Below are 23,631 nucleotides of genomic sequence, written 5' to 3' on the forward strand. Positions count from 1 at the left end.
AGTTGTTTCTTTCGATACAAATAGGGTGTGAGGATGACTGGTGGTCTATCTGAGTCTCATTTAAAAACTCTTCAGTCACTTCAAGTGGCACTTTCTTTTGAATACTCAATATTAATCGATGGTCGCTATCTTATAGCGAACCTCTGCAAGCTCGCCGCCATTTACGGGACTATGGATGATGAGGCTATTTTAGGCGTATCTATGCCAGTTGGATGGCTGGCAGTGTCAGGCGATTTGGTCGAGCTTGGTTTAGTAGTAGATCTAATACCGCAGGAAAAATCTCTTCATCTGGAGGGGGATAAGCTTCATCAGCTCTTTATTAAATACGAGAAACGGCAGCTCTCGGAAACTCCGGCGAGCTACTTGTTTGGGTACTTGGTGTGGAGACTGTTCATTGAGGCGCTTGATGCGGATGGCCGAGCGAAATCCACATTGAAGAGGCATGCTACAGATCTTTGGCTAGCATTAGAAAGGTTTAATAATATGAAGGACGATGCTAGAAGCGCAGTGATCCGCGCTTTGTCGAAAGAGGTAGGCAATAAAGGGCCAGGTTACGTAGACAGTATTATTACTGCCCTAAACTCATATGTGGTGAAAAAGTCACCTTATTATGAGAAGGAGCTCGAATTCGCTAATTCGATTAAAAGGACGATATTCTTTAAATCCCCTTCAGCTAAGGGCGGGGTAGGTCCGCTCAAAAAACGTGGGCATGGCGGCCAACTCCCATCTCCAGAAATAGTTAAGAAAAAATCAAAGAATAAGTCGCGACACAAAGAGGGACGGTCATCAAGCCGGAGGCTAACTAATCGATCTTTGAGGGTCACTGTTAATTCATATGGCATGTGGAATGTCATTGAAAAAGATCGGTTTATTAAAGCCCTCGGAAATGCCGTAGATGAAGCCGGTTGCTTCAGTGAGCTTGACCTCCATTGCTGGGCATTAATAGCGGCAAGTTTTTACTATGGAAAGCCGATCAGTCATTGGTTTGATAGACCCTTTGGCGTAGTTGACTCAATGGATTTACAAGGTAACTACATGTGTGCAGTTTATTTGCCGCCTGATAGACAGGAAATCACCGATAATGAAAATTGGAAGGAACCAATTAAACACTTCAAGCTTGAGCCAGATGAGAAGCTACGCAGCATTATTTCACGTGTAAATGTTGGCGATGGTAGCTCAATTGGTGAGGTCCTGAATTTATCGATTGAAATGGTTAGATCAAGGGCGCGAACTTTACTTAGCTCTTGCAGGGATGAAGGGCGTTACGACATAAACCTTGGGGCTATTGCTAGGCAGCGTGAATTACACATAAATATAATCACAGAAAGCGCACTGCTGACATATTTGCTCATAAGCGACAAAGATGTAGTACCTCCTGTTGGTATTTACTATCAGTCTATTTCGGTAGGGTATTTGAAAGAAGTTTGGGGTTTGTCGACAAAGTATCTACTTGACGCAAGTTGTGCAGGTGACCCTCTGGTATATCGCGAAGAATTTCGTGATCTCGACCAGCGCGGTGGCTCGGTCTGTCAAGGATATACAGGTTACCATCTTGATGAATTAACTCTGAATAAATTGGTCGGATCGTTAACAAAAAAAACGATTTCAGTGTTGCAAAGTTCTGCTACATATATTGAAAAACATAATGCCTACGCAGATTATATAGTAGTTATTTTGCATTTTGGTCTGGGCGCAAGACCAGTTTTAGATCCATTTCCTTTGCGGCGCTGGTTTAATTGTAGAGACAAAATTGCGTTACTTCAGGATAAGTATAATGGTGGTGACCCCAGTTACAGGGCCTCGTCGTTGGCAGATATTCTGTGTGAGCAGCTTGGATACTATGACCGGCACTTGGAGGCGTTCGCTGCAAAGTTATTTAATTCAGGTAGGGGGCTCCGCAATTTAGCCAAATGTATCTTTGGATTGGCGAACAGCGACACCCCGCCGCAAAACATACCATACCTGTTTCGACTGGATAGTGATGGATTAAATGTTATCAAGTATGGTAAGGGGGATTTTTCAAGGATTATCGGGGCGGTGGTTGATATGCCTGATAACTATCCAAGGAAATTCTTCTATATGGAATGTTTTCGAGCGGGTGTACCCGATACGGTAATTCGATCATTAGTTGGCCATGCAACCTCTAAGGCCAATTTACTTGGTTCTGATAGCATCCACTCATTGAGCAGTGAAATTTCAAAAGTAGGACATGTCATTGATTGCGCCTTAAAGCGAGTTGGTTTTGAGGCAATCAAGGGGCTGCGATCCTACGCGATGCCAGATTTTCAAAAAGTATGTCCTAGCGAGATCACCGATTTTATTCCTAAAAGAGAACTACTGGGATATGAAATTCGGAATCGGGAGAGCTACAAGATAAAATTAAAAGCTAAAGAGTACCTTAATGTTGTAGAAAGAATAATTGAGGTTCGTTATGGCCTTAGTGTTGAGGCGCTTGATAGCTATAAAAATTATGATAAGAAAACATTTAGACTAGTAAAATTTATATTAAAAACCGAAATTAAATCATCTGTTGGAAGCCGAAATAAGCGTATAGCATCGCGTGCATACAAAATATTCCAGCAGAAAATAAAGTCTGCGTCTAAAGTAAATCCTGTTCTACGAAAGTATGCTGATAAGGTAAACAACTACAATGAACGAATACCTCTCTCGGAGAAGAAGTTCATAGGTTACTGTGAGGCGTCGTCATTAAGATGCGGCCTCATAAATTATTTTAACACTGAAGACTTGCATAAAAGTACAGAGATGCATAGGGCAGAACTCGTTTTAGCAGCTGCACTCTTCTCTTACATTGCTGATGCAGAAGTGCTTCAGGCAATATCTACAGTAGATTTGTCAGATTCATATTACTTAGATGGGGCTCTTTTTGTCGATTTAGCGTCTTTGGACCCAAATAGACCGCGATTTAGATGGGGATGCGATAAGCTGTCAAGTTTAATTATTGCAAGAAATATTAAAACTGATGTGAGTGACGGCAGCGCGACTTACCATGAAGGTGATCTTCGAGTTTTGATGGATCACTTGGGCGTGAGTTATGGAAAGAGCTCCGGTATATATAAGAAGTTGAGTGAATTAGCTTCATCGCTTGCGTTGTTCGATTTAGGAGGGGCGTGGTATCGCGGGCAAGTAAACAGTGCTGCAGTACAGTCATTAAGTAAAAAGTCATTCTTTTCATACATGCAAAATGCTATACCTCATAATTTAGAGAGTATTCGCGAAACATCAGATGTTGCAGAATTTATTGTTGAGAGTGATAAAGATCGGAATAGAATGTTTGACGGCCTTAAGGTTATTGAAGGTTGTTTTTCCACTATCGAATACACCGGCCCCACAAATAACAGACGTGAGAAGGCGGTGGCACGTGATAATTTAGGGTACGCATTAAGTGCTGCTTTTGATGCTAGGAACGGGTGGGATTCGGCAACTGAGCTACTATGTCTATGGCTCCAAAATATAACGAAGTTCGGGACTGTTGATCAAACTAACCCAGCAATATCCACCTTGAAGACTTATTTTTCATTAATATCAAAGTCAATCGTTCAGGCTGCGGACGGAGCTGATTTCCGAAATATTTCATCAGCTGAATGTAGTAGAATTTATCATGCAGCGTATGGCAAAAGACGTGTTAAGCGAATGAATGATTTTTGGTCTCAAGTAGAACAATTTCATATTTTTATTAATAAAAATTTTGGTGCTGAGCCAGTCGTCTTTGAATCATACAAAAATTACAATTCAGAGTTGAGCTGTCGCGCTAACTATGTATCGATACCGTCCTACCGTTATGCGATATCTTATATTTTAAAAATCGATCAGTCTTCAGTCGATAAGAAGTTTTGCATAGCTGGCCTCCTATTCTTTGGGCGTCGATTTGGGATGCGTATTTCTGAGATTTTAAAACTACGTTTTAAGGATATACTGTTTGATCCATTGAGAAGGGTGCTTTTTGTTCGACTTAGGGATGGCGTAAAAAGTAAGAGTAGTCGGCGTCATATTCCGTTGGCTGGAGATTTGATGGAGGATGAGGTCGAGATAATAATGGCGTTGCTAGATCGTTGTGAACTGAGAGTTAGACCAAATGAGCCTAATCCGATTTTACTTGCTGATCTTGATAGGAATTTAGTCAATGATTGTACGGATGACTGCCAAGAACTCATTAAAAAAACCACGGATGATGAAAGTTCTAGTCATCATGATCTTAGACATTCGTGGGCAACCGATGTTGTTAATATGGCGGTATCGGATGTATTACAGGCAGGTGTCGCCCAAGAAAATAGCAAGTTTAAATCAGGATTTTCAGGTTCAAGTTATCGATCTCTTATCAATATTTCAAACCTAATTGGCCATTCTGATTGCAGTACTATTGTTGGGACTTATTATAATACAAGAGAGCTGTTTCTTAAGAGATGGTATTGTTTTGATGATTATCCACTCCTGAGCTTAAAAGGTGTTGGTAATTTATCTGGCTTGAAATATCACGCGCTAGCAAAGCGTATGCGTAGGGCAAATTCAGGATCCAAAAATGCTTTATCTATAGTTGGCCCTGAGGATTGGAGTTTTATTCCCCCTGTTACTGTTATTCCGCTCAATATAGTGTTGGAAGAGGCTATTGATCAGGCGCCCATTAAGCCAGATATGTTGACGATGGTAGAGTGGGTGATCGAGACTGATTTTAGTGGTATGAAAGCAGTTGCTAATCGGTTGTCGGCTAACGAATGTTCGGAGTACGAAAAAGTCATCTCTCGTTGTAATTTCATTCAAAATTGTGTTGGTCATGAATTTTTCACATTAATAGATAGCCGTCCCGACAGGCCGACGCAAAACTCCAAGAGCCGGTTATGGTTACGTAAAGCAATGGACAGTTTGGTCAGGGACAATGATGTGACTTCTGAAATGAATCAATGTCTGATAAGGAGGGGGGCCGAGATTTGGTTTGCAGGGTTCCACGCTAACAAACCGAAAGTCATTCTTTTTAATGATATTAATGAATGCCGTGAATTTTCTGAAGCATGGAAACTCCTTCGGCCCGCAAGTATATTTCTAAAAGTTTGCTATTCGGAGCACTACACAGATCGTGCTGAGGATTTTCGGGGTTATGAATTCCAAAGAATTTCTGAATCTAGTGAAATAGCGCAGAAAAAGGGTGTTATGAAGAAGCTAGTTTGGGTGACGTTTGAGGGGTACGATAGGCGGCCGTTCAATGCGCTCTGTATGAATTCATATTTTGCAATGATACATACCTTATTCCGTTGAAATTGGAAATAAAAGTTTTGAAAAAATGGTTAATTATTTGCACTTGTCAAGTAACTAGTTGATTTTGAAGAGATTTATATCTTGCATTCTTTCTGTTTAGTGTTAGTGTTTTGTGAGGGTTGGAAATTGGGGCGATAAAAAATACCCCGATATCATTGTCATAATACAAGAAGCAGGGAGTTTTCTATGTTGACATCAACGGGTTCTCCACAAATTTTACTTCGAATAGCAACCAATCATGTAGTCACAATTTTTGAGTCGGAAATTAACGGTGGCCCACAGAATTTGTTGATTAATTTTGGCTCTGATAGTGGAAGTACATCTAAGCGTGATCCTGATAAAGATTTGATGGAGTTTCTTAATACAATTAGAAATTCTTGCGTGCGTAGTTTGCCGAATAGAATTAGAGACAGAAAATTTAAGGATTTAATTAGCATCTCAGTGCAAGGTCTCGCTATTACTTCTGAAGATAGGTTTTATTATGCTGTAACATTTACTGTTAATGATGAAATGGTAAGTAGAGCGGGTCTGGATGTGGCTGAAAGTGTTGAAGCGTTGCGCGCTACTATTCGTACATATATTCGCGACGCGGCGGAAATACTGAGCATCCTGAAGAGTGTTGAGAATAAAAATTTCGGCGCCTTTTCAATAGAAAATGCTTTGGAAGTGAGCGGTGTCAAGAAGTTTTTCTCCGCTGAATCAATCGCCATAGCAAAACAAAGCAGGAAATTTTTAGGATTAGATTTTGAGGATAATTCATTCGAAATAGCTATTCCTATAACTCCTGAGGAAATCGATCAAACAAAAACAACTAAGGATGTTGATTTTGAGGTGGCATCGATAGAGTTGACTAAGCAGAAATCGGTAGATCAAAGAGTACAAGCGAGAGATTTAGAAGTAGATATGCTTCTAAGAAACTGTCGGCCGAAGTCCGGCAGCAGCTTGAAAGCTACGTCAGGCGATGACGACTGTAAAAAAGATATTGAAGTCAAAGGGGCCCCGAGCGAAATATTAATATTATCAGTCTTGAGTCGTCTCAAAATTGAAACTGAGATTAAATTGAACATAGATGCGATCCGTAATCGCGGGAACGTGGATAAAAAATACACTATTGCGTCCATGCCGCGGATTTCAAATCTTGGTCTTAATGAAATTAATAAATTCAAAGAGGCGGTTAGCAAGCTAGATACTTCTAGTGCTGAGTCAGCTATTACTGGGCTATATAAAATATTTAGGTTTGATGCATTGTAGTTCGATTTACAAGTGCCCGTATTCTTTCCAGCCGCAGAAGTAGTAGGTTCTCGCGGAAAGAGTTTTCCATTTCCGTAAAGCGGCTTGAGGCGGGTTCTGGCAAGTTATCCGCAATTTGAATTGGTAGAGGTAGAGTTTGGGTGCTTGCTCTGACTAAGGGGTAAATAACCTGGCTCATTTAGTGTAATCAGATCGGTATGGATCAACTTGCTGGCTAGTTGTTTCAGTTTCTCCAGCTCAAGGGCGTTAACCTATTTAATGGTAGGTAGCAAACGAACTCGCGAATGGTGACGCTGTATGGTCTGGACACCAACGGCGTTAACAAGTGTGTATTTCCGTTTCCGCGGCCGCCAACCAATAATACATTCCGGGCTTCCTATAGGAAGAGGCCGCGATAAGTGATTTCACCGGCACTTAATCAATCATACTCAGCATCAAGTCAAAGCCCTTCCTAGAGAATACTTGACTGGGGTCAACATCGGTAATATATTCTTACCACTGGTAAGATTTTGGGGAGTGCTATGGAAATAATAGACATCGAAAAGGCAATCATAAGCTGTATTAAAAAAAATCTGGACAGCTCCGAAGAGGACGTCCCGGAAATTACGTCTAGAACGGAAGTTTTCAATGCTATCCCTAATTTTGACAGTTTGAGGGCGCTTGAGGTTTTGGTCGATCTTGAGGAGATTGTACATAAAGACTTAACTATCGAAAGTGTGTTTGTAAAGCAACCTCCCGGAACCGATCGGGTTTGTGATATTGCGGTTGAAATAAAAAAGTTAGTGGATAAATCATGAGCGAAAAATCAGAAATTGCGCGACGGTTGCGAACCGCGAGAGAGCTTTCGGGCCTTTCGCAAGGGCAGGCGGCCAAGCGGCTTAATATGCACCGGCCGACTATTAGCGAGATAGAAGCTGGGCGCCGCAATGTAAGAGCTAGTGAAATAGCGCTATTTGGTGATTTATACGGCGTAGATGTTGCTTGGATAATGGATGGGGAGTCTGAAAGGCCAAATACTAGTGATAGTATCTTGGCGGCAGCGCGAGAGCTTAGTTCGATGAGTGATTCTGATCTCGAGACGCTGCTAAATACCATTCGCATGATAAAAAGCAAAGGAAATACAGTTGAATAGGGTCAGGGCAAATCAAATCGCTAAATTCGCTTTGCAGACGAGGAAGACATTTCTCAATGTTGAGGCCTCAAATCCCGTTTGCCCATACAACCTCGCTGAAGCAATGGGATTAGATGTGAGGTTTATCGATATTCCCTCATTTGAGGGTATGTATCTCGCCGATGATGGTGTGATCCTCATTGCAGCAGATAGGCCTGAGGGTCGAAAGTCTTTTACTTGTGCTCATGAAATTGGCCACCATGTTTTAAAGCATGGAACAGTGATAGATGAAATTATTGAGTCAGGTTCGGATAAGGCAATAGAGAATGAAGCTGATTTTTTTGCTTCTATGCTTTTGATGCCGCAATCTGCCGTCACACGGGTCGGCAAAGCAATTGGGTTGGATTTTAAAAATCCTGACCCTGAAAAAGTTTATATTCTTTCTAGTTACCTCGGGGTTTCCTACAAAGCAATGATTGTGCAGCTACGGTTCAATCTTAAGCTCATCGATTATTCGGCATACCAAACACTTGGATTTAAAAGTGTCAATAGTATCAAAGAAAGCTTGCGCTCTGAACGTGGCGGAGGCGACGTGTTTGTGTTGGGAGCTTGGTGGCGAGAAAAAAGCATAGATATTATTTCGGGAGATTTGATACGTTGCCATGTCCCTGTAAAAGTAGAAGGAGCGGCAATATCTCTGCTAAATGGTGGTTGTGAAGGGACTTTGGTACAAGCGATAGAGCCCGGAATCGCAAAAATAAGCGCTTACGATGGATGGAGTGCTTTTGTGCGGGTAAGCAGAAAAGCCTTTGCGGGACTAAATCAATTTCGCCACGAAGAGGAGGTCGAATGATAGTAGAAGGTAATAGCCCCGCGGAGTGCTGGCTAAAAATATTGCAGAAAATACTAAGTCGCAGCGGGAGGGAGATATCCCCTTTGGAGGTAAGGATAAACAACGTTTCCATTGTTCCGCCGTACCAAAAGGAGCTCGAAGAAGATATTAATAATTTCCTGTCAAAAATTAGGCAACCTTCGATTGAAAAAACAGCAGGTACAATTTTTCCTCAAAGTCTTATCGGAGGTAAGCAATCAGTATATCAGCGGTACGAAAAAATATGGTCGCATATCCAGAAGGATCATAAGAATAAAAGGGGAACCTACTTTCAGAGAATGACGTCATGGGGACGAATGAGCGGTGACAATATAAATCAGCTTCAACTCATCGTGGATACCTACAAAGGTGTTGATGGTGTTAGAAAGGGTGTGCATCGCAGAAGCGCTCTTATAGCTACGATATTCGATCCTCGCATCGATCATACGCATCAACCAATGCTCGGTTTTCCCTGTCTACAACAAGTTTGTATCGTTCCGCACGATGATGAAGTAATGGAAATGAATGCGATCTATGCCATGCAATATTTGTCGACTAGAGCATATGGAAATTATGCGGGACTAATGCGGTTGGGAGAATTCATGGCTAGAGAAATGGGGCTAAAATTTACACATTTAAATTGCATGATTAGTACAATTTCGCTGGGAGATAAGATGAATAAGAGTGAAGCCGAAGTGCTATTGAAGAAATATGTACAATATGTCAAATAAAGTTAAATCGTATAAGTTTAAATCACTTTATCCGATCAAACCTTCTGTTGTTTACGATACATATTGGAAGTTCGCATACGAGCGACATCAAGTATTTCTCAATCGCCTGAGGGGAGACGATTTAGAGTTATCGGAAGATGAAATTATAAGAAAGTACAAGTTTACTAATAGCTTTCGTGCGTGTGATCGTGTAAGTCAGTACCTTATAAAGGAGGTAATTTACTCCGATAAATTTGATGCGCGAGATTTGTTTGTTCGAATTTTATTATTCAAGCTGTTCAATAAAATAGAAACCTTTCAGCTCTTGGAGGAAAGATTCGGTGTTATAGCTTATGACATGTTTGACGTGAAGGGGCTTGTGTCATTTCTAAATGAAGAAATGAACCGAGGTCGTGTTTTATATTCAAATGCTTATATGATGGCGTCGGGATGTAAAGATTTCAATGTAACTAGAAAGCATCATGCGCACATACTGCTGCTTGAAAAAATGCTGCGGGATGATTTACCGCTAAGGATTCAGGATTGTGCCTCGATGAAAGACGGCTATAGTTTGCTGTTGAGCTACCCGCTTATAGGTAACTTCCTAGCTTATCAGTATATAACTGACATAAATTATAGCGAGTTGACAGATTTCTCCGAAATGGAATTTACCGTTCCAGGGCCTGGGGCTAGAGATGGAATCAGGAAATGCTTTCTCTCTCTAGGCGGCGTTACAGAAACTGAGTTAATTAAGATTTTGGCGGAAAGGCAAGAGTCTGAATTCGAACGGCTTGGCCTAAAGGCACCTACTTTAGGTGGAAGGCCGCTTCAGTATATCGACATCCAGAATGTATTTTGTGAGACAGATAAATACGCGCGTATTGCGCATCCGGATATAAAAGGTATTTCAGGAAGAACGCGAATAAAACAGCAGTTCAAGAGAAATGATAAGGCTATAGATTATTTTTTTCCGCCGAAATGGAAAGTAAATATGGAGAAATTATATGGAGATTGATGAGTATCAAGCGGCAGCGGCTGATACTATACAATTTGATATAGGGAATGAGCAGGCAAAACTGATCACACTTTTAGGTCTATCTGGCGAAGTTGGAGAGCTTTCTACAGAATATAAGAAGCAGGTTCGTGACGGGGCTAGTTACAAGATTTTCAAAGAAAAACTGACGGAAGAGATCGGTGATGTTTTATGGTATTTGTCATCTCTTGCGACAATGGAAGACATTTTGCTCAGCGATGTAGTGAAGGAAAATCTGAGGAAAACCCAGGAACGCTGGCACGATTTGCACCCTAGGGGACTGCTGCTGTTTGAGAAGGATTTTCTTGATGATGATTGTAGAGAAGATGAACAGTTTCCAAGATCGTTTGTTGCAGAATTTGAAGAGCGTAAAACAGATATCGGAACGGTGTATGTAGATGTTACCGTCAATGGAAAGAAATTTGGCAATAATGTCACGGACAATGCTTATGATGATGACTACTACCGATATCATGATATTTTCCACTTATCATATGTTGTCGTTTTAGGTTGGTCTCCTGTATGCAGGAAGTTTTTTAATTGTAAGAGACGTTCAAATCCTGCGCGAGATGAGGTTGAAGATGGCGGTAGGGGGGCCGTAATTGATGAGGCAATTTCTATACTTGTGTTTGAGTATGCTCAAGAACATAGTTACTTCGATGGTGCTGGAGGTGTAGATTATTCTTTACTTAGAACAGTTAAAAATTTAACCAAAAATTTAGAGGTTAAGGCTTGTACGCCAAGAGATTGGGAGCAAGCTATTCTTTTAGGCTTTGAGATGTGGCGTATGCTTTGTGAATATCGAGGCGGTAGAGTTGTTTGCGATATGACTGAGAGAACTATGTATTTTGAAAATCTGTAGGTCTAGGCGATAATGGATTGCAAGATATAGTTAGATAGTAGTGCTCTGGCCTATCTCTGCTTTATGAGCTAGGGCGTATTGAGGGGGTTAAGTCAGGTAAGTAATAGCTTTCCGCGTGTTCTGGAATAGCCCATGACAAGGGGGAGAGGCTACTGGTTTCTGATAGCAGTCCCTCTGCTTTTAATTGCTGCACTGTTGCTCTGATTGTGCGCTCTGATCGTCCATGGAACATCTCGTAAAGTTCTCGCCGCTCAATAGTGCCGGTAACGAAAGCGCGTTCAAGGATTGTGCTGGCCTCAGGCGGCAGTTTTCCGTATCGAGGTATTCTGTCTTCGTTACGGGCCAGCACGTAGCTCTTGATTCGCCGGATCATGCCATCAAATTGAAGTAATTCAGTAATGTAATCCACCTGATTCAAAGCAGTATCTAGCATGTAAACGCAGAACGCGATTAATTCCTTTTCTGATAAATTACCGCGGCCATCGTAATCGCCTTGGCGTGGTATGTCGGCTCGATGCAGTCGCAGCTTATATTGAGCGTGAGAGACCGCTAGGCCGCGACTCATGATCCACAGTCTGGCACCGCCAACACCAATTTGTCTAAGGTATTCGTCGGTGAAAAGTCGTGCCACTCGTCCATTTCCATCTAGGAAGGGGTGTACCCATACTAGTCGGTGATGGGCAGCCATTGCCGCAATGATAGGAACTATTCCCTCTCGCCTAGAACCATAGGCGTCTTGGAATCGAGATATGAATGCGCCTAAATAGTTAGGGTCAGGTGGTACGTGCCGACCTACGATAACAGCGCGATCTCGAAACGCACCAGGCACTAGTATGGACTCGGTTTTTCTTGTGTCATTTTTTATCACAAGCATGCTGTCAGGCATAGCTGCGTAAAAGACGCGATGCAGCTCGCAGATGAAGTCGCGAGCGCATAAGGTTTTCAAGTCGATGCTCTGTTCTCTTAGCCAGTCCTGTGCGCGCATATGTGCTACGGCCTCAAGCTGCAGGTTCTTTGTTACAGGGTCGGCGTTATAGTCACCAGCGGCGGCGCGACGTATTGCCCAAGGTTTTGTGTTATTCCCTTCAATCAGGTTGGAGCAATAGGAGTTAACCGCTCGCATGTGTTTTTCTAGGATGAGTTTAGCTGGAGCAGCCATACTACAATCAAGTGCGTGGGATTTTTGCTCTAGCTCAATTGCCTTCTCTGGTAATACCGATCGAGCAATGCTTTGCTCTGATGGTATGTAGGGCTCTGCGAAGGATGGGGTCATAGTTTTATCATATATTTGTCACTAGAATGATCTACGGGTCTCGTATTCTGGGTTGAGGGCTCATATCTCAACGATCAAGCTCTCATCAAAATCTGGATTCAACCAGTCAGGGCTATAGCCCCTCGGATTACATACAATGCGAGTATTTCCAACGTTGTAATCACAGCTGTTATGCACGTGCCCATGAACCCATACATCAATGTTATGGTTATTAATCATTGCGTCAAGATGGGAGGCGTATGCCGCGCTCGTGAGCTCCTCTGAAAGTTTCGGCGCAATTGATCTTGCTGATGGCGCATGGTGGGTAACTACGACATTTTGCTTGGTGGTGCTCGCCGAAAGTTCATCATTGAGCCAGTCTAAGGAACGATTGTGAATAGCTGTCATGCTCACTGGGTTAAGTTTGGAGTAACCCGGTTCAACTCGTATCTTCTTGAAATCTGACATTTCCTGCTGACAGAAATAGCCAGCCAAACGCGCATCGCCAAATAACTTCAGGTCGGTCCAGAGTGTGCAGCCGAAGAATGAGATACCGTCGATCTCGACGCGGTCGTTTTCCAACAGATGAACATGTGTTCCCTCTACCAACTGCTTTCCTTTTGTAACAAGACCAGGGTACTTCTCACCGTAGTATTCGTGATTTCCCATCACCGCAATAACGGGCTTGTCGTGGAATGTCTTAATCGCCCATTCCAGGCCACGGGTTTTCAGGTTGATATCGCCGGCAAGAATGACCACGTCTGCATCGGTATCAGGAATGGATAAAGGCGCAAATTCAAGATGAAGATCACTTAACACTAATAACTTCATGGTCGTACCTCCGGTGTAGCATGACTTTCTCCTGATACTTCTATGTTTCTGGCTTCTGTTTCTGTGGTTTTGAATTTAGTTTGCTTGCTGTATCAAGCAACTAATTTACCCGCGATGTCATTTAACTGAATCTCAACTGTACATCCCGCATTAAACGTTAAAAAGTCACTCTCAATTCCGTCTGAAAATATGACCCCATTCTCCGGCATAAATGACTCTATCCGCAGTGGACTTAGTTCATTGACCTGGCCACGTGTTAACGTCGTGCCGGTTTGCTTGCTGGGGAAGGGCTCTCTTACCGTGAACATCAGCATCTTGGCATCCCAGTCAAAACCGCTGCCGACATGTGGGTCTGTCATTGTGCCAGTAATGCCCTGCGCCATGGCGAGTAGGCTTTGGTACCAGCCGGTGGAGCCTAAGCCAGTAGATATGATGATGCCTGATGAACTCTGTACTTCGCTGTGCGCTCCCCAGTGGAGTGCATAGCGGGCAGAGGTATGGCTTTTAGGGCCAATAAATAAATCGTTCACCGCCAGCATGGTTTGGCCGTCGTTGGTGCTCGCCCTGGCGAGGGTGATCTCCTTGTGGCTTCGCTTTCTGCGAAGCACTTCGTCGATAACTAGCGGTAGATCTGCGGGTAAAAAGGGCAGCAAAACACCGTCCCAACGTTGTGGGTCAGGGTTGATCGCGATCACAGGATTTCCATTCAGGTACTTCAACGTATTGGCGACTAAGCCGTCTTGGCCAATCACAACAACCGTATCATCAGTATTAAACCTGTAGCTCGGCAGCATTGCGCGTTCAAGCACCTGAACTCGACCGCGCGCTTCTAGAGTGCGACGGGCTTGTTCCAAAATGTGCCGGTAGTCTTGGTCTTCTTGCTGATAGTCCGCAAAGTCGGCCCCCGATTGTTCAAGGTAGAAGCGGGCTTGTTGGACGGTGTTAAACCGTTCAACAAGTTCTGCCAGCCGCGTTTTCCGATGGATGAGAATAATCCGAGTGCTTTGTTCCATCATTGCTGCTCCTTTACCCGTTATAGTCTTTGAGTAAGCTGTTTAGGGTATCTGGGCCGATATGCAGGCTGCCAATCTTGTTTGCATTGACGGCGAAGTTGTCCATGGCTACCGCAAACAGTTGCTGCGGATCCATACTGGCCATGGCCATCGCTTTGACGTACTCAACAGGTACCGAGCTGGCGGCTTTGGCCCGAATCTCAATGGCGTATGCCTCAGCATCGGCTTCAATTTTCTTGTTGGTTTGCGCCAGCTCTACTAGTGCCTTACGAGTCTCCTCTGCGCTGATATCCGCAGTCATCTGCTCCGCACGTGTTTCGGCGCGCTTGCGGGTCAGGGTGCGCTGATTATCTAACTCTGCCTCGGCGATTTCCTGCTGCTTATTGTTAATCGTCATTTCCGTTTGCAGCTCGGCTTCTTTGATAGTCCGCTCCTGCTCAACGGCGGATTTCCGGCGATCGTAAATAGCGTCATCAGCATCTTTAAGAATAGATTCGCGGGCTTCAGCCTCAAGTGCCTTGGCTGTTTCTGGTGTGGGGGTGAGTGCGACCAGCATGGCGTCTATCACGGTAATCCCCAGTTGCTGCAAAGGTGTGCTGCTTATAAGTGCGGTCTTAAGGCGTGTATCTAACTCCTTGAGACGTGTTAAGGCTTGACGCAGTGTGGTGGTTTGAATCTCTTCTTGTATCACCCCTTGCGCCACACGAACTACTCGATCACCTAAGGTGGTAGGATCCTCAGAGATGTATTCCTTGCCGTTTTCGTTCAAGGTGAAGTTCAACATGTCGGCCAGCTTTTGGGGATCCGCTGCTCTGTAGCTGAGCTGGCCCTGCACACGTAAATGTTGGAAGTCGGCCGTTTGCAAATTGAAGATGAAAGGCACGTCCTTCGCGCTCATTGGTATCGCGGTGAGCGAGGTCTTGGGTGCGTAGTAGAAAAAGCTTAAGCCTTTTCCTTGGCGTTTGATTTGTCCGCTGCTCGTTTGAATAACATGAACAGTGGGGTCTGCTTTGAAGTATTGAAAACCTAGCATGGTAACGCTCCTTTTGTGGCGATAAGACACTATGTGATTTAAATAGTGTCTTATCGCCACTTATGCGTCAAGCATTTTTAGTGGCTTTTGGACAATTAATTGTTAGAATTTAGCTAAGAGATTGAAGCTAGTGCAAAAACATTCGAGCTGAGGTGTGTCATGGCCAAATCACCGGCCCCGTACAATATCCATGATTATGATGTGCCGCTAACCACGGTAGACAGTGTGCTATTCACGGTTCACGACGAGAAGCTTAAGGTTCTCCTCGTACAGCGTGGCAATGCGCCCTTCGCCGGCAAGTGGGGGTTGCCTGGTGGGTTTATCGAGCAGGGCACTGATACGGATTTGGAAATGTGTGCTATCCGCAAGCTGAAAGAAAAGACGGGAATTGCGCCACTTTATATTGAGCAATTGCTCTCGCAGGGCGGGGCCAGCCGGGACCCTCGTGGCTGGAGCGTTACCATTGTTTTCTATGCATTAGTGGCCCATGTGAACTGTGAGCCACACATCGATTCGGTGACCGACGTACAGTGGCGGGAGGTCAGTGCGTTGAGTGCTAAAGAGCTAGCTTTTGATCACGGTCAAATCATTCAGCTTGCACATGAGCGGCTCCAGCAAAAGGCCCTGTATTCGATTGTGCCAGCCTATGCGTTGCCAAATGAGTTTACTTTTACCGAGTTACAGGCCCTTCATGAAGTCATTATCGGGACGACTCTTGAGAAAAAATCATTCAGGCGCCGCATCGAAAAAGCAGAGCTATTGATCGATACCGGAAAGTCCACGGTCGCCCGAGGCAGGCCAGCCAAGTTATATAAGGTGAAACCTGAGGGGCGGGCTTACCGCTTTGTGCGAAATTTAGAATCGTAGTACACCTGAAGGACAGTTCTTAGAAAGGCGGGGCGTGTAATGACCGAGAAAAAAGCCATTGTGTACGTAGATATGGATCACGTTCTCTGTGACTACGCTGCCGGCTTTGCGCGTCATAAAGCCAAGTATCCGGGGCGTGCGTTTCCTCAAAGCAAACCAGGGCTATATGAAAGTCTTGATCCCATGCCCGATGCTATCGATTCGTATATGTGGTTGCACGAGCACCCAAAGTTGGATGTATATATCTTGACGGCACCGTCGATAAAGAACCCTCATTGTTATGCAGAGAAGCGGATTTGGGTAGAAAACCATTTGGGGATGGCGGTTGTAGAAAATCTGATAATCAGTCCGCATAAACATCTTAGCAAAGGCGACTATCTCATCGACGATATGCCGTCGGGAAAAGGACAGGATCTTTTCGATGGGGAGTTAATGTTATTTGGTTCTGACGAGTTTCCAAATTGGACGAGTGTGACTAGGTACTTCAAAACATTAGTAGGTAGATAATTTGTACTTATAGTAATTTTTAAACTTCGTGTTAGTGAGGTTTTCTAAATAGGGGTATATCCATTTACTACGATTGTGATGTGTATGCGGCATCATGCTTAGAAGATTCTTTAGCGCATAAAGAGCTGTCACTATCTCGGCGGGGACTCACGGAGTAATTCCATCAATGTATTCCGGGATATACCGCTACCCTCTCCAATAAAAGATGCAAGGGTATTTACGTCCTCATTTGAGGGGGTTAGATCGTTCTGTATATATTCTGTTGGCGTCTCGCTCCCTGACCAAATTGTAACAACGTCAAATACTATTTTTTCGTATACCCCTTGATTGCGGATTGCGACCTGATCTGGGCGGATCTCGAGTAATTCGAGTCCAGGTTGGATTTCTGTTCCGCTGCGATAGTATTTAGCTGGTTGCCCATTAATGCTGATCATCGCAGCTGACCGACCTTGAGCAGAGCTGAAAAGTACGCCCGCTAAAGAAAGCGAGAGTCCTGTTTCTGGTAGGGAGTCGAGTGCGGGGGGCGTTTGAGAAGTAGCTCTTTCACCCATCATTGCTAGTTGATTGAGGAGGTTTAACGATATGGATGGATTAGTATTTTCGTGCCCGAAGTTCGCACTTCTTTCGAGCATTGGCTGGATGTTAGATGACGAATCGACGATGTCGAATAATTGTGTATCATGCAGAATGCTTTGAAGGTGGTGATGGCTGACGATGCTAAGTAGCGTAAAGCCAGCACCAATGACCACTATAGTGAGTATTATCAGGCGGCGATAGTAAGTTTCTACTGCATTCATAGTGTTTTTTCTTTCGCCTAGCTACTGGTCGTTGGGTGGGTGTGGTTTTTAACGGTACAGCAGTGCTGGGTGACATCTCAATGTTTGGAATACTCTTGTAAGGTAACGAAACAAAGCTATACGGCTGAGGTCATCAAGTATCGTGTCACTGTGGTCGCCGCTGCTTAGATCGTCGTTATTCTGCAAAGTAACGTAAACTTGTTTATAGGCCAAGCACTGGCCCAGCACCTACATCCGTCATTTCGCGACCAGTTTTTGGTTTGGTCTGTGGTTTCGGTGTCAGATCTTTGCTAGTCGGTGATACTACGAGAGTGTTTGCGTAGTCAGACTTCTTGTTAGTTTTCTTAGCATCTTTCCCAGATAAATAGATATTGGTTTCTTTTTCAAAGAGATCATCAAGTGTGTCAACGAATTGATCTGCCGTTCGCTTGCTAAGCTCTTTGCGCTCGTTCTGGCAGTGACGAGTTAAATTCTGCATTTTTATCTTATTTGTAGTTTCTTTTTGTGAAAGATTTGCCCTATTTACTGAAGTGCTCAAACTCAACTCTATTGCCGCATCTTCTTCTATGCGTAGAGCTGAATGCAGGCACGCGTTATATATGTCTACTAATGCTTGGGTGGGAAGCGTTTCAATTCCCCTTGCCTTTAGTTTATTTTCTTGCCGGTTTATGTCCTTTTTGTCCGCGTATGCGGAAATACTCGAGATTGAGAAAAGGAGTGCAGCTATTATTGCTGGGAGAGCTAGATTGTTGAGACGTACTACATTCATTTTCCGAGTCCTTCCAGATGGGGCTTATTTCTCGAAGAAGGGTCGCATTGACTAACTATTCTCGTCAAGTAGGTAAAAATAACTATAGCTGTCAAATCATGGATTAGGCAATCATGCCGTTATCAAAAATATCACGAAATATTTTTACATCATAAAAATCGAACTTCAACCTGGCAAAGGACTGCTGATATGTCCCGACTATTATATCAATTTTTTATCTCCAATATCCTTGCGTTTATTCTTCTGGTCTCGGCTGAGTCTTACGCGGCTACCATTGCGGCGAGTGCTGTAGCAGCTCAGCACGACGTAGGTAATGACGGTAGTGCCCAGTATACAATTCCCGTTAATCTGCCGGCGGGCGTACAGGGCATGAACCCAAATATTGCCATCACCTATAACAGTAATGGTGGAAATGGTGTGGTCGGGATGGGATTTGATATATCAGGCCTATCTTCCATGCATCGTTGCTCAACAACCATTTTTCGTGATGGATATCATGATGGTATTAACTTCGACGACGATGATCAGTTTTGTATAGACGGACAGCGTTTAATCGCAGTTAACGGTGAATACGGTGCGGCGGGCACTGAATACCGTACAGAGTACGATAATATTTCCAAAATAGTTTCATACGGGTCCGAAGGGACTTTGATGGAGGGTGAGACAAACATTCAAGCCACTAATGGAGCTCATAATCCCATATGGTTTAAGGTGTGGACTGCAGATGGCCGCGTACATATCTATGGCGATGAATCAAATGTATCAAGTAATGCAAGAGCGTCAGTTGAGAGAACTTTTTATACTTGCCCAAGCGCCGGAAGCGTAATACTTGGTGGGCCGAGTGACTCCTATTTTGTGTGTTACAGCCCCACGGGGCAATTGGAAAATCCGGTCGTAAATGTGGAGAGTCGATCGTACGAGTGGCGTGTCGCGGAATCAGTTGATCGATTTGATAACAAGATTCAGTATTATTACCACGACGATGATGAAAACGGCGAGTATTTGATTGGTCACATTAATTATAATTTTGTTGGTGCGGAGCCGCAAAACAAAGTTAAATTTTTATATGAGACACGGCCTGATACGTCATACAGCTTTTTTGCGGGTCAACGTAATCGGCATACAATGCGTCTAAAATCTGTTGCTGGTCTCACGACAGTGACTACTTCGGGGGTAAAGCAGCGTGAGATGAAGCTTACTTATACTACGAATGCCGCTACCGGTGAATCACGAGTCGCTTCAGTACAAGAGTGCGTCTCCTATTGGTGCGCTCCGGCCACCTATTTTACGTGGGATGACGGACAGCCTGGGTTTTCTGCGCAAGCAGTTAATAGTGGAAGTTCTGAAGATGGTGGTAACCAAAACCCGCATGTAATGGATGTAAATGGTGATGGTCGTGATGATTTAGTGCAGTCTTATGGTGGTTATTGGCGCATTCTTTTAAGTAATGGTGGCGGGCTAATTACTCAAACTACGGCAATTGCTTCAAGTAACCCCGCAACATCTCATAGTTTTAGATATAACGATGATCTGAAGGAAGATTTACTGGTGGATTACGGTGGTGTTTGGCATGTGCTACAAGCTACCACCACCACGCCACAGACATATACGTTTCAGTGGGGTGGCCAGCCGGTCACAGTAACCATACCGGGTGGTCCTAATTTCACTAAAATTAGCACGGGTATAAATGTATCGAATGCCAGTACTACGCGTCTTATGGATGTCGATGGTGATGGCCGCAAAGATCTTGTTTATTACGATAATAGTCAAGGCTTCACTTGGGTGCGCTTTTTAGGTAAAGGGGCCAACGGGGGATTTGGTGACCCACAGATTACCAATTTGTATTATAACTTTGTAAATGGAAAAGTCTGGATCGCAGATTTTAATGGCGATGGCTTGGATGATGTGCTGCAGCAAATCACTAGCTCATCTTGGGGGGTTTACTATTCTCAAGGTGGGCCGGTATTTAAATATCGCTCAGGTTTCGGTAGCCCCGAAGGTTTTTCCGGTATGAAAGTCGCCGATGTGAATGGCGACAGTTTGCCAGATCTTGTTACTCGTTATGATTCTAAAATTTGGTTTCGAATCAATACTGGGGACGGGTTTACAGAACCCACAATTGCATATCCTTCAAATATAGTTGGAAGTTCGCAATGGGACAATGCTTTAGTTTATGACTACAACGCCGACGGCCAGGCAGACATCCTTTTCAATTATGGGAATCAGTGGGGGGTATTAACGTCCAATGGCACAACAATGAGTTATACCGCTACAGGTATTCCCAGCACAGGGTGGGATTGGGGGCCGCAAGTGGCTGATATTACCGGCAATGGAATGTCTGATCTCATATTAGCAATTAATAATACTTGGCAAGTGCGGCTACATAACAATGAGCGTCCAGATTACCTTGCTAAGGTTTCTAATGGTATGGGCGTGGAAACCGAGTTTGAGTATCGCTTCCTGAATGACCCTACTGACCCTGATTTTTACGATCGCGGTAGCGATGCGACATATCCGCTAGTCAACGTTCAAAATGCTAGTTACCTTGTGTCAAAAGTAAGCCAAAGTAACGGAATAGGCGGCAAAAACAGTAACTCATATCGCTATAAGCAATTATTAATTCACCAGGAAGGGCTTGGCAACCTCGGCTTTGAGCAAGTTAAGATCATTAACAATGACACGGGGATTGAGACCGTCTCAACCTTTAGTCAAGACTATGAAAACCTGCTACAAGGCACCTTGAAAGAAGTGACTACCACGTCTCCTTTAACTGGTTCTACATTAAGTAAGACTGAAAATCAGTGGTCAGTGAATTACATGTGTGCTGGGGGCGATGGTAGCGACTGCACTGATGGCCCTACTGACATTGATACCGTAAGGTACTTTCGTTCTATATTAAAAACGACGGTAACTAAAAAGGATCTTAATGGCGATTTCTTGCACAAAGAAGTTGTCACCAATCCAGCTGTAACCGATATCTATTATGAGGTAGATAATTCGTCAAGGGTCATGGTCAGTAAGGTGTACAGCTCGGCGAGCGCTACAACACCGATTCGTACGACGACGACGACGTCGAAATATAAAAACGACACGACTAATTGGTTAATGGGGATGCTAACCAGCAGCTCTGTGACAACGGTGGTACCAAATAAACCTGCACTAACACGTACCTCTGAATTTGATTATGACACTGTCGGCTCAAATCCTACGGGCAGAAAAATGGCTGAGCGGATCATGAAGCCCGGCACTAGTACAGCTTTGCACACTACTCGGTACGGGATTAATGAAGCTGGTCAAACATCGGTAGATAGCTTTGGTCACAATCTGGCCGTCACTGTGTCTGGGCCAGATTTTGCCAGTCGGACTAGTAAGGTAGCTTACGACAGCACCGGTCGTTATGTTATGACCGAAACTAGTGCGCTGGGCCACAGTATAAGTCATGAATACTTGGATGACAGTTCTGCCGGCGCAGGGTTAAGAACACGCACTACGGATGCAAATGGATTGGTAAGTGCGTTTGCATACGATTATTTTCGCCGGTTACGACAGTCGGTTGTACTATACGGCACTGCTAATCAAGTTATTGCTGAGACTTTCTATCTCAACTGCAGCAGTTCAACCGAGTTTTGCCCAAGTGATCCTAACTGGACGGCGGAATACTATATTCAGTCGCTCGGCGCTGATGGTAGCGAAAGCCACGAGTACTTCGACAAACTTGGCCGAACGTTGAGAAAGGCGGTACTAGGATTTGCTAGTGGAAGCGAAGAATGGATTCTGATGGATTACGAATACGACGCTAAAGGTCATAACGTTAAAGTCAGCGAACCGTATAAAGCGGGAACGGGTAGCCCAAGCTGGAATACGATTGTGTATGACCAATTGGGTCGGCCCGTAACTACCGTTAATGCAGATGGCCGCTATGACACGGTAAATTACAATGGGCTCACTGTTATATCGACCATGGATACATTTGGTAAAGCTCAGCAAAAAACCGAAACGCGCGATTCCTTGGGCAATCTGATTCAGGTAAAGGACAACCAGAACAACCTGTTACAGTATGAATATGACGCCGTTGGTCAGATGACCGCGATCACGCCGCCAAGTACATTATCACCTGCCACTACGATCAGTTACGACGTACTCGGACGGAAATCCAGTATGGATGACCCTGATAAAGGCGTGTGGAGTTATACCTACAATGGTTTGGGGCAACTGATTACCCAAACCAATGCACTTGGGAAAACTACTTGTTCAGCGTACGATAAATTAGGCCGTAAAGTTAAGCGCATCGATGCATATACCGGAACTAAGCCCAGTATCGGAAATGTTGGCCAAATGGCCCAATCGACGAACCAATGTGCTGGTAATACTGCGAATGTGGAGACCACGACGTGGCAGTTTGATACTGCCAGCGGCGCGGGTATTGGAAAGTTGCACTGGGTGAAAAGCCCAAATGGTTATCAGCAAACTGCGACCTACGACAGCTTTGGTCGCGGCACTCAACTTGCGGAAAAAATCTCCGGTGTAACTTATTACAACAATACGACCTACGACAGCCTCAACCGAGTGGCCACGGTGCAATACCCTGGGCCAAGTAATCGCTTGACCATCGAGAATGTATACAATAATCGCGGTTATCTCAGTGCACTTAAAAATGCGGCAAACAATGAGGTCTATTACACCGTCAACGCACAGGATGCGCGTGGCAATATAGTCAATGCCTTGCTGGGCAATGGCTTGACCACTCAACATCAGTATGACGCCGCTACCGGCTATCTTGAGCAAGTTGTTACCCAGAACGCTCTTTTAGATTATCGTCAGAATCAGGAGTTTAGTTTCGATAAGCTCGGAAACCTCGACTGGCGTAAAGATCATGTTAAAGGCTTTGAGGAGGACTTTGTTTACGACACCCTCAATCGCCTTTATACGACCAAAGCAGATTTTGGAAACGCGCAAGAACAGGTAGTAAACATCCGCTATGACGCCCTTGGGAATATTAAAAGTAAGACCGGTGTTGGTAATTATAAATACGGCAGTACTTGTACCAATGGCGGGTTTGGACCACATGCTGTATGCCAAATCACGGGAGGTGGCATCGGTAGTAAAAACACCAATTACAGTTATGATCTCAATGGCAATATGCTCAGTGGCGATGGTCGTAGTATTACGTGGAATCTGTTTGATAAACCGACTTTTATCAGTCAAGGCACGACCAATAAAACAACCATGGGCTATGGTGCTGACAGACAACTAATCACGCGAATGGACGAAACCGCTGCGGGCATTAGCAATACAGTGTTCGTAGGTGGTCTATATGAAAAGGTCACATTGCCTAATGGTGATATCAAAGAACGCCACTATGTTGGTGGCAATACCATTGTTACCTATAAGAATCGTACCGCCAACAGTGCCGGAATAGTAGAAACGCGCTATTTACACAAAGACCATATTGGCAG

General features: G+C 44.2%; 17 protein-coding genes. 11 read left to right on the top strand and 6 right to left on the bottom strand.

Annotation, left to right across the window (positions count from 1 at the left end):
- Window positions 1-33: 33 nt before the first annotated feature.
- The 8 genes from ABD836_RS09335 to ABD836_RS09370 all read left to right on the top strand — a co-directional run bounded on the left by ABD836_RS09335 (window position 34) and on the right by ABD836_RS09370 (window position 11,106).
- Window positions 34-5,268 (top strand): site-specific integrase, encoded by a 5,235-nt coding sequence (locus ABD836_RS09335; RefSeq protein ID WP_344934970.1) that lies wholly within the window; start codon window positions 34-36, stop codon window positions 5,266-5,268.
- A gap of 186 nt (window positions 5,269-5,454) precedes the next feature.
- Entirely contained in the window at window positions 5,455-6,519 is a 1,065-nt protein-coding gene (locus ABD836_RS09340; protein WP_344934972.1) for a hypothetical protein, read from the top strand.
- A 521-nt stretch (window positions 6,520-7,040) separates the two neighbouring features.
- Window positions 7,041-7,316: a hypothetical protein gene (locus tag ABD836_RS09345; protein WP_344934974.1), complete on the top strand. Its 276-nt coding sequence runs from the start codon at window positions 7,041-7,043 to the stop codon at window positions 7,314-7,316.
- Window positions 7,313-7,651 carry a helix-turn-helix domain-containing protein gene (locus ABD836_RS09350; protein ID WP_344934977.1) on the top strand — a complete coding sequence of 113 codons (339 nt, stop codon included), beginning with the start codon at window positions 7,313-7,315 and terminating at the stop codon, window positions 7,649-7,651. The genes ABD836_RS09345 and ABD836_RS09350 overlap by 4 nt, the downstream gene beginning before the upstream one ends.
- Entirely contained in the window at window positions 7,644-8,483 is an 840-nt protein-coding gene (locus ABD836_RS09355) for an ImmA/IrrE family metallo-endopeptidase (protein ID WP_344934979.1), read from the top strand. Before ABD836_RS09350 ends, ABD836_RS09355 begins: the two co-directional genes overlap by 8 nt.
- Window positions 8,480-9,232 carry a hypothetical protein gene (locus ABD836_RS09360; RefSeq protein WP_344934981.1) on the top strand — a complete coding sequence of 251 codons (753 nt, stop codon included), beginning with the start codon at window positions 8,480-8,482 and terminating at the stop codon, window positions 9,230-9,232. The genes ABD836_RS09355 and ABD836_RS09360 overlap by 4 nt, the downstream gene beginning before the upstream one ends.
- Window positions 9,222-10,226, top strand: a complete 1,005-nt coding sequence (locus ABD836_RS09365) for a nucleotide kinase domain-containing protein (RefSeq protein ID WP_344934983.1) — start codon at window positions 9,222-9,224, stop codon at window positions 10,224-10,226. Before ABD836_RS09360 ends, ABD836_RS09365 begins: the two co-directional genes overlap by 11 nt.
- Window positions 10,216-11,106, top strand: a complete 891-nt coding sequence (locus ABD836_RS09370) for a nucleoside triphosphate pyrophosphohydrolase family protein (protein ID WP_344934986.1) — start codon at window positions 10,216-10,218, stop codon at window positions 11,104-11,106. Before ABD836_RS09365 ends, ABD836_RS09370 begins: the two co-directional genes overlap by 11 nt.
- A gap of 61 nt (window positions 11,107-11,167) precedes the next feature.
- Here the strand turns inward: ABD836_RS09370 and ABD836_RS09375 are convergent, their stop codons facing one another.
- The 4 genes from ABD836_RS09375 to ABD836_RS09390 all read right to left on the bottom strand — a co-directional run bounded on the left by ABD836_RS09375 (window position 11,168) and on the right by ABD836_RS09390 (window position 15,235).
- Window positions 11,168-12,379, bottom strand: coding sequence for a Fic family protein (locus ABD836_RS09375; RefSeq protein WP_344934988.1), 1,212 nt, complete (start codon window positions 12,377-12,379; stop codon window positions 11,168-11,170).
- 60 nt (window positions 12,380-12,439) lie between these two features.
- Window positions 12,440-13,189 (bottom strand): metallophosphoesterase, encoded by a 750-nt coding sequence (locus tag ABD836_RS09380; RefSeq protein WP_344934991.1) that lies wholly within the window; start codon window positions 13,187-13,189, stop codon window positions 12,440-12,442.
- A gap of 92 nt (window positions 13,190-13,281) precedes the next feature.
- The gene (locus ABD836_RS09385; RefSeq protein ID WP_344934993.1) at window positions 13,282-14,205 is read right to left on the bottom strand and encodes a diacylglycerol kinase catalytic domain-containing protein; all 924 of its coding nucleotides are present in this window, start codon (window positions 14,203-14,205) and stop codon (window positions 13,282-13,284) included.
- Window positions 14,206-14,215: 10 nt separating this feature from the next.
- The gene (locus ABD836_RS09390; protein ID WP_344934995.1) at window positions 14,216-15,235 is read right to left on the bottom strand and encodes an SPFH domain-containing protein; all 1,020 of its coding nucleotides are present in this window, start codon (window positions 15,233-15,235) and stop codon (window positions 14,216-14,218) included.
- Between the two features lie 159 nt (window positions 15,236-15,394).
- On the opposite strand from ABD836_RS09390, the gene ABD836_RS09395 reads away from it, so the two are divergent.
- Window positions 15,395-16,102, top strand: a complete 708-nt coding sequence (locus ABD836_RS09395) for an NUDIX hydrolase (protein WP_344934997.1) — start codon at window positions 15,395-15,397, stop codon at window positions 16,100-16,102.
- Between the two features lie 39 nt (window positions 16,103-16,141).
- Window positions 16,142-16,609 carry a 5' nucleotidase, NT5C type gene (locus tag ABD836_RS09400; protein WP_344935000.1) on the top strand — a complete coding sequence of 156 codons (468 nt, stop codon included), beginning with the start codon at window positions 16,142-16,144 and terminating at the stop codon, window positions 16,607-16,609.
- Between the two features lie 131 nt (window positions 16,610-16,740).
- Here ABD836_RS09400 and ABD836_RS09405 read toward each other — a convergent pair whose 3' ends face one another.
- Window positions 16,741-17,406, bottom strand: a complete 666-nt coding sequence (locus tag ABD836_RS09405; RefSeq protein ID WP_344935002.1) for a type II secretion system protein N — start codon at window positions 17,404-17,406, stop codon at window positions 16,741-16,743.
- A gap of 202 nt (window positions 17,407-17,608) precedes the next feature.
- Entirely contained in the window at window positions 17,609-18,175 is a 567-nt protein-coding gene (locus tag ABD836_RS09410; RefSeq protein ID WP_344935004.1) for a hypothetical protein, read from the bottom strand.
- Window positions 18,176-18,364: 189 nt separating this feature from the next.
- Here ABD836_RS09410 and ABD836_RS09415 point away from each other — a divergent pair.
- Window positions 18,365-23,631 (top strand): FG-GAP-like repeat-containing protein (locus ABD836_RS09415; protein WP_344935006.1); only part of this gene is annotated, 5,267 nt, incomplete at its 3' end.

This window comes from Zhongshania borealis (assembly GCF_039539625.1).
Lineage (GTDB): Bacteria > Pseudomonadota > Gammaproteobacteria > Pseudomonadales > Spongiibacteraceae > Spongiibacter > Spongiibacter borealis.

Excerpts from the sequence above, each read along its gene's own strand:
- ABD836_RS09335 (WP_344934970.1), top strand. The coding sequence starts at position 34 with ATGACTGGTGGTCTATCTGAGTCTCATTTAAAAACTCTTCAGTCACTT.
- ABD836_RS09340 (WP_344934972.1), top strand. The coding sequence starts at position 5,455 with ATGTTGACATCAACGGGTTCTCCACAAATTTTACTTCGAATAGCAACC.
- ABD836_RS09345 (WP_344934974.1), top strand. The coding sequence starts at position 7,041 with ATGGAAATAATAGACATCGAAAAGGCAATCATAAGCTGTATTAAAAAA.
- ABD836_RS09350 (WP_344934977.1), top strand. The coding sequence starts at position 7,313 with ATGAGCGAAAAATCAGAAATTGCGCGACGGTTGCGAACCGCGAGAGAG.
- ABD836_RS09360 (WP_344934981.1), top strand. The coding sequence starts at position 8,480 with ATGATAGTAGAAGGTAATAGCCCCGCGGAGTGCTGGCTAAAAATATTG.
- ABD836_RS09365 (WP_344934983.1), top strand. The coding sequence starts at position 9,222 with ATGTCAAATAAAGTTAAATCGTATAAGTTTAAATCACTTTATCCGATC.
- ABD836_RS09370 (WP_344934986.1), top strand. The coding sequence starts at position 10,216 with ATGGAGATTGATGAGTATCAAGCGGCAGCGGCTGATACTATACAATTT.
- ABD836_RS09375 (WP_344934988.1), bottom strand. The coding sequence starts at position 12,379 with ATGACCCCATCCTTCGCAGAGCCCTACATACCATCAGAGCAAAGCATT.
- ABD836_RS09380 (WP_344934991.1), bottom strand. The coding sequence starts at position 13,189 with ATGAAGTTATTAGTGTTAAGTGATCTTCATCTTGAATTTGCGCCTTTA.
- ABD836_RS09385 (WP_344934993.1), bottom strand. The coding sequence starts at position 14,205 with ATGATGGAACAAAGCACTCGGATTATTCTCATCCATCGGAAAACGCGG.
- ABD836_RS09390 (WP_344934995.1), bottom strand. The coding sequence starts at position 15,235 with ATGCTAGGTTTTCAATACTTCAAAGCAGACCCCACTGTTCATGTTATT.
- ABD836_RS09395 (WP_344934997.1), top strand. The coding sequence starts at position 15,395 with ATGGCCAAATCACCGGCCCCGTACAATATCCATGATTATGATGTGCCG.
- ABD836_RS09400 (WP_344935000.1), top strand. The coding sequence starts at position 16,142 with ATGACCGAGAAAAAAGCCATTGTGTACGTAGATATGGATCACGTTCTC.
- ABD836_RS09405 (WP_344935002.1), bottom strand. The coding sequence starts at position 17,406 with ATGAATGCAGTAGAAACTTACTATCGCCGCCTGATAATACTCACTATA.
- ABD836_RS09410 (WP_344935004.1), bottom strand. The coding sequence starts at position 18,175 with ATGAATGTAGTACGTCTCAACAATCTAGCTCTCCCAGCAATAATAGCT.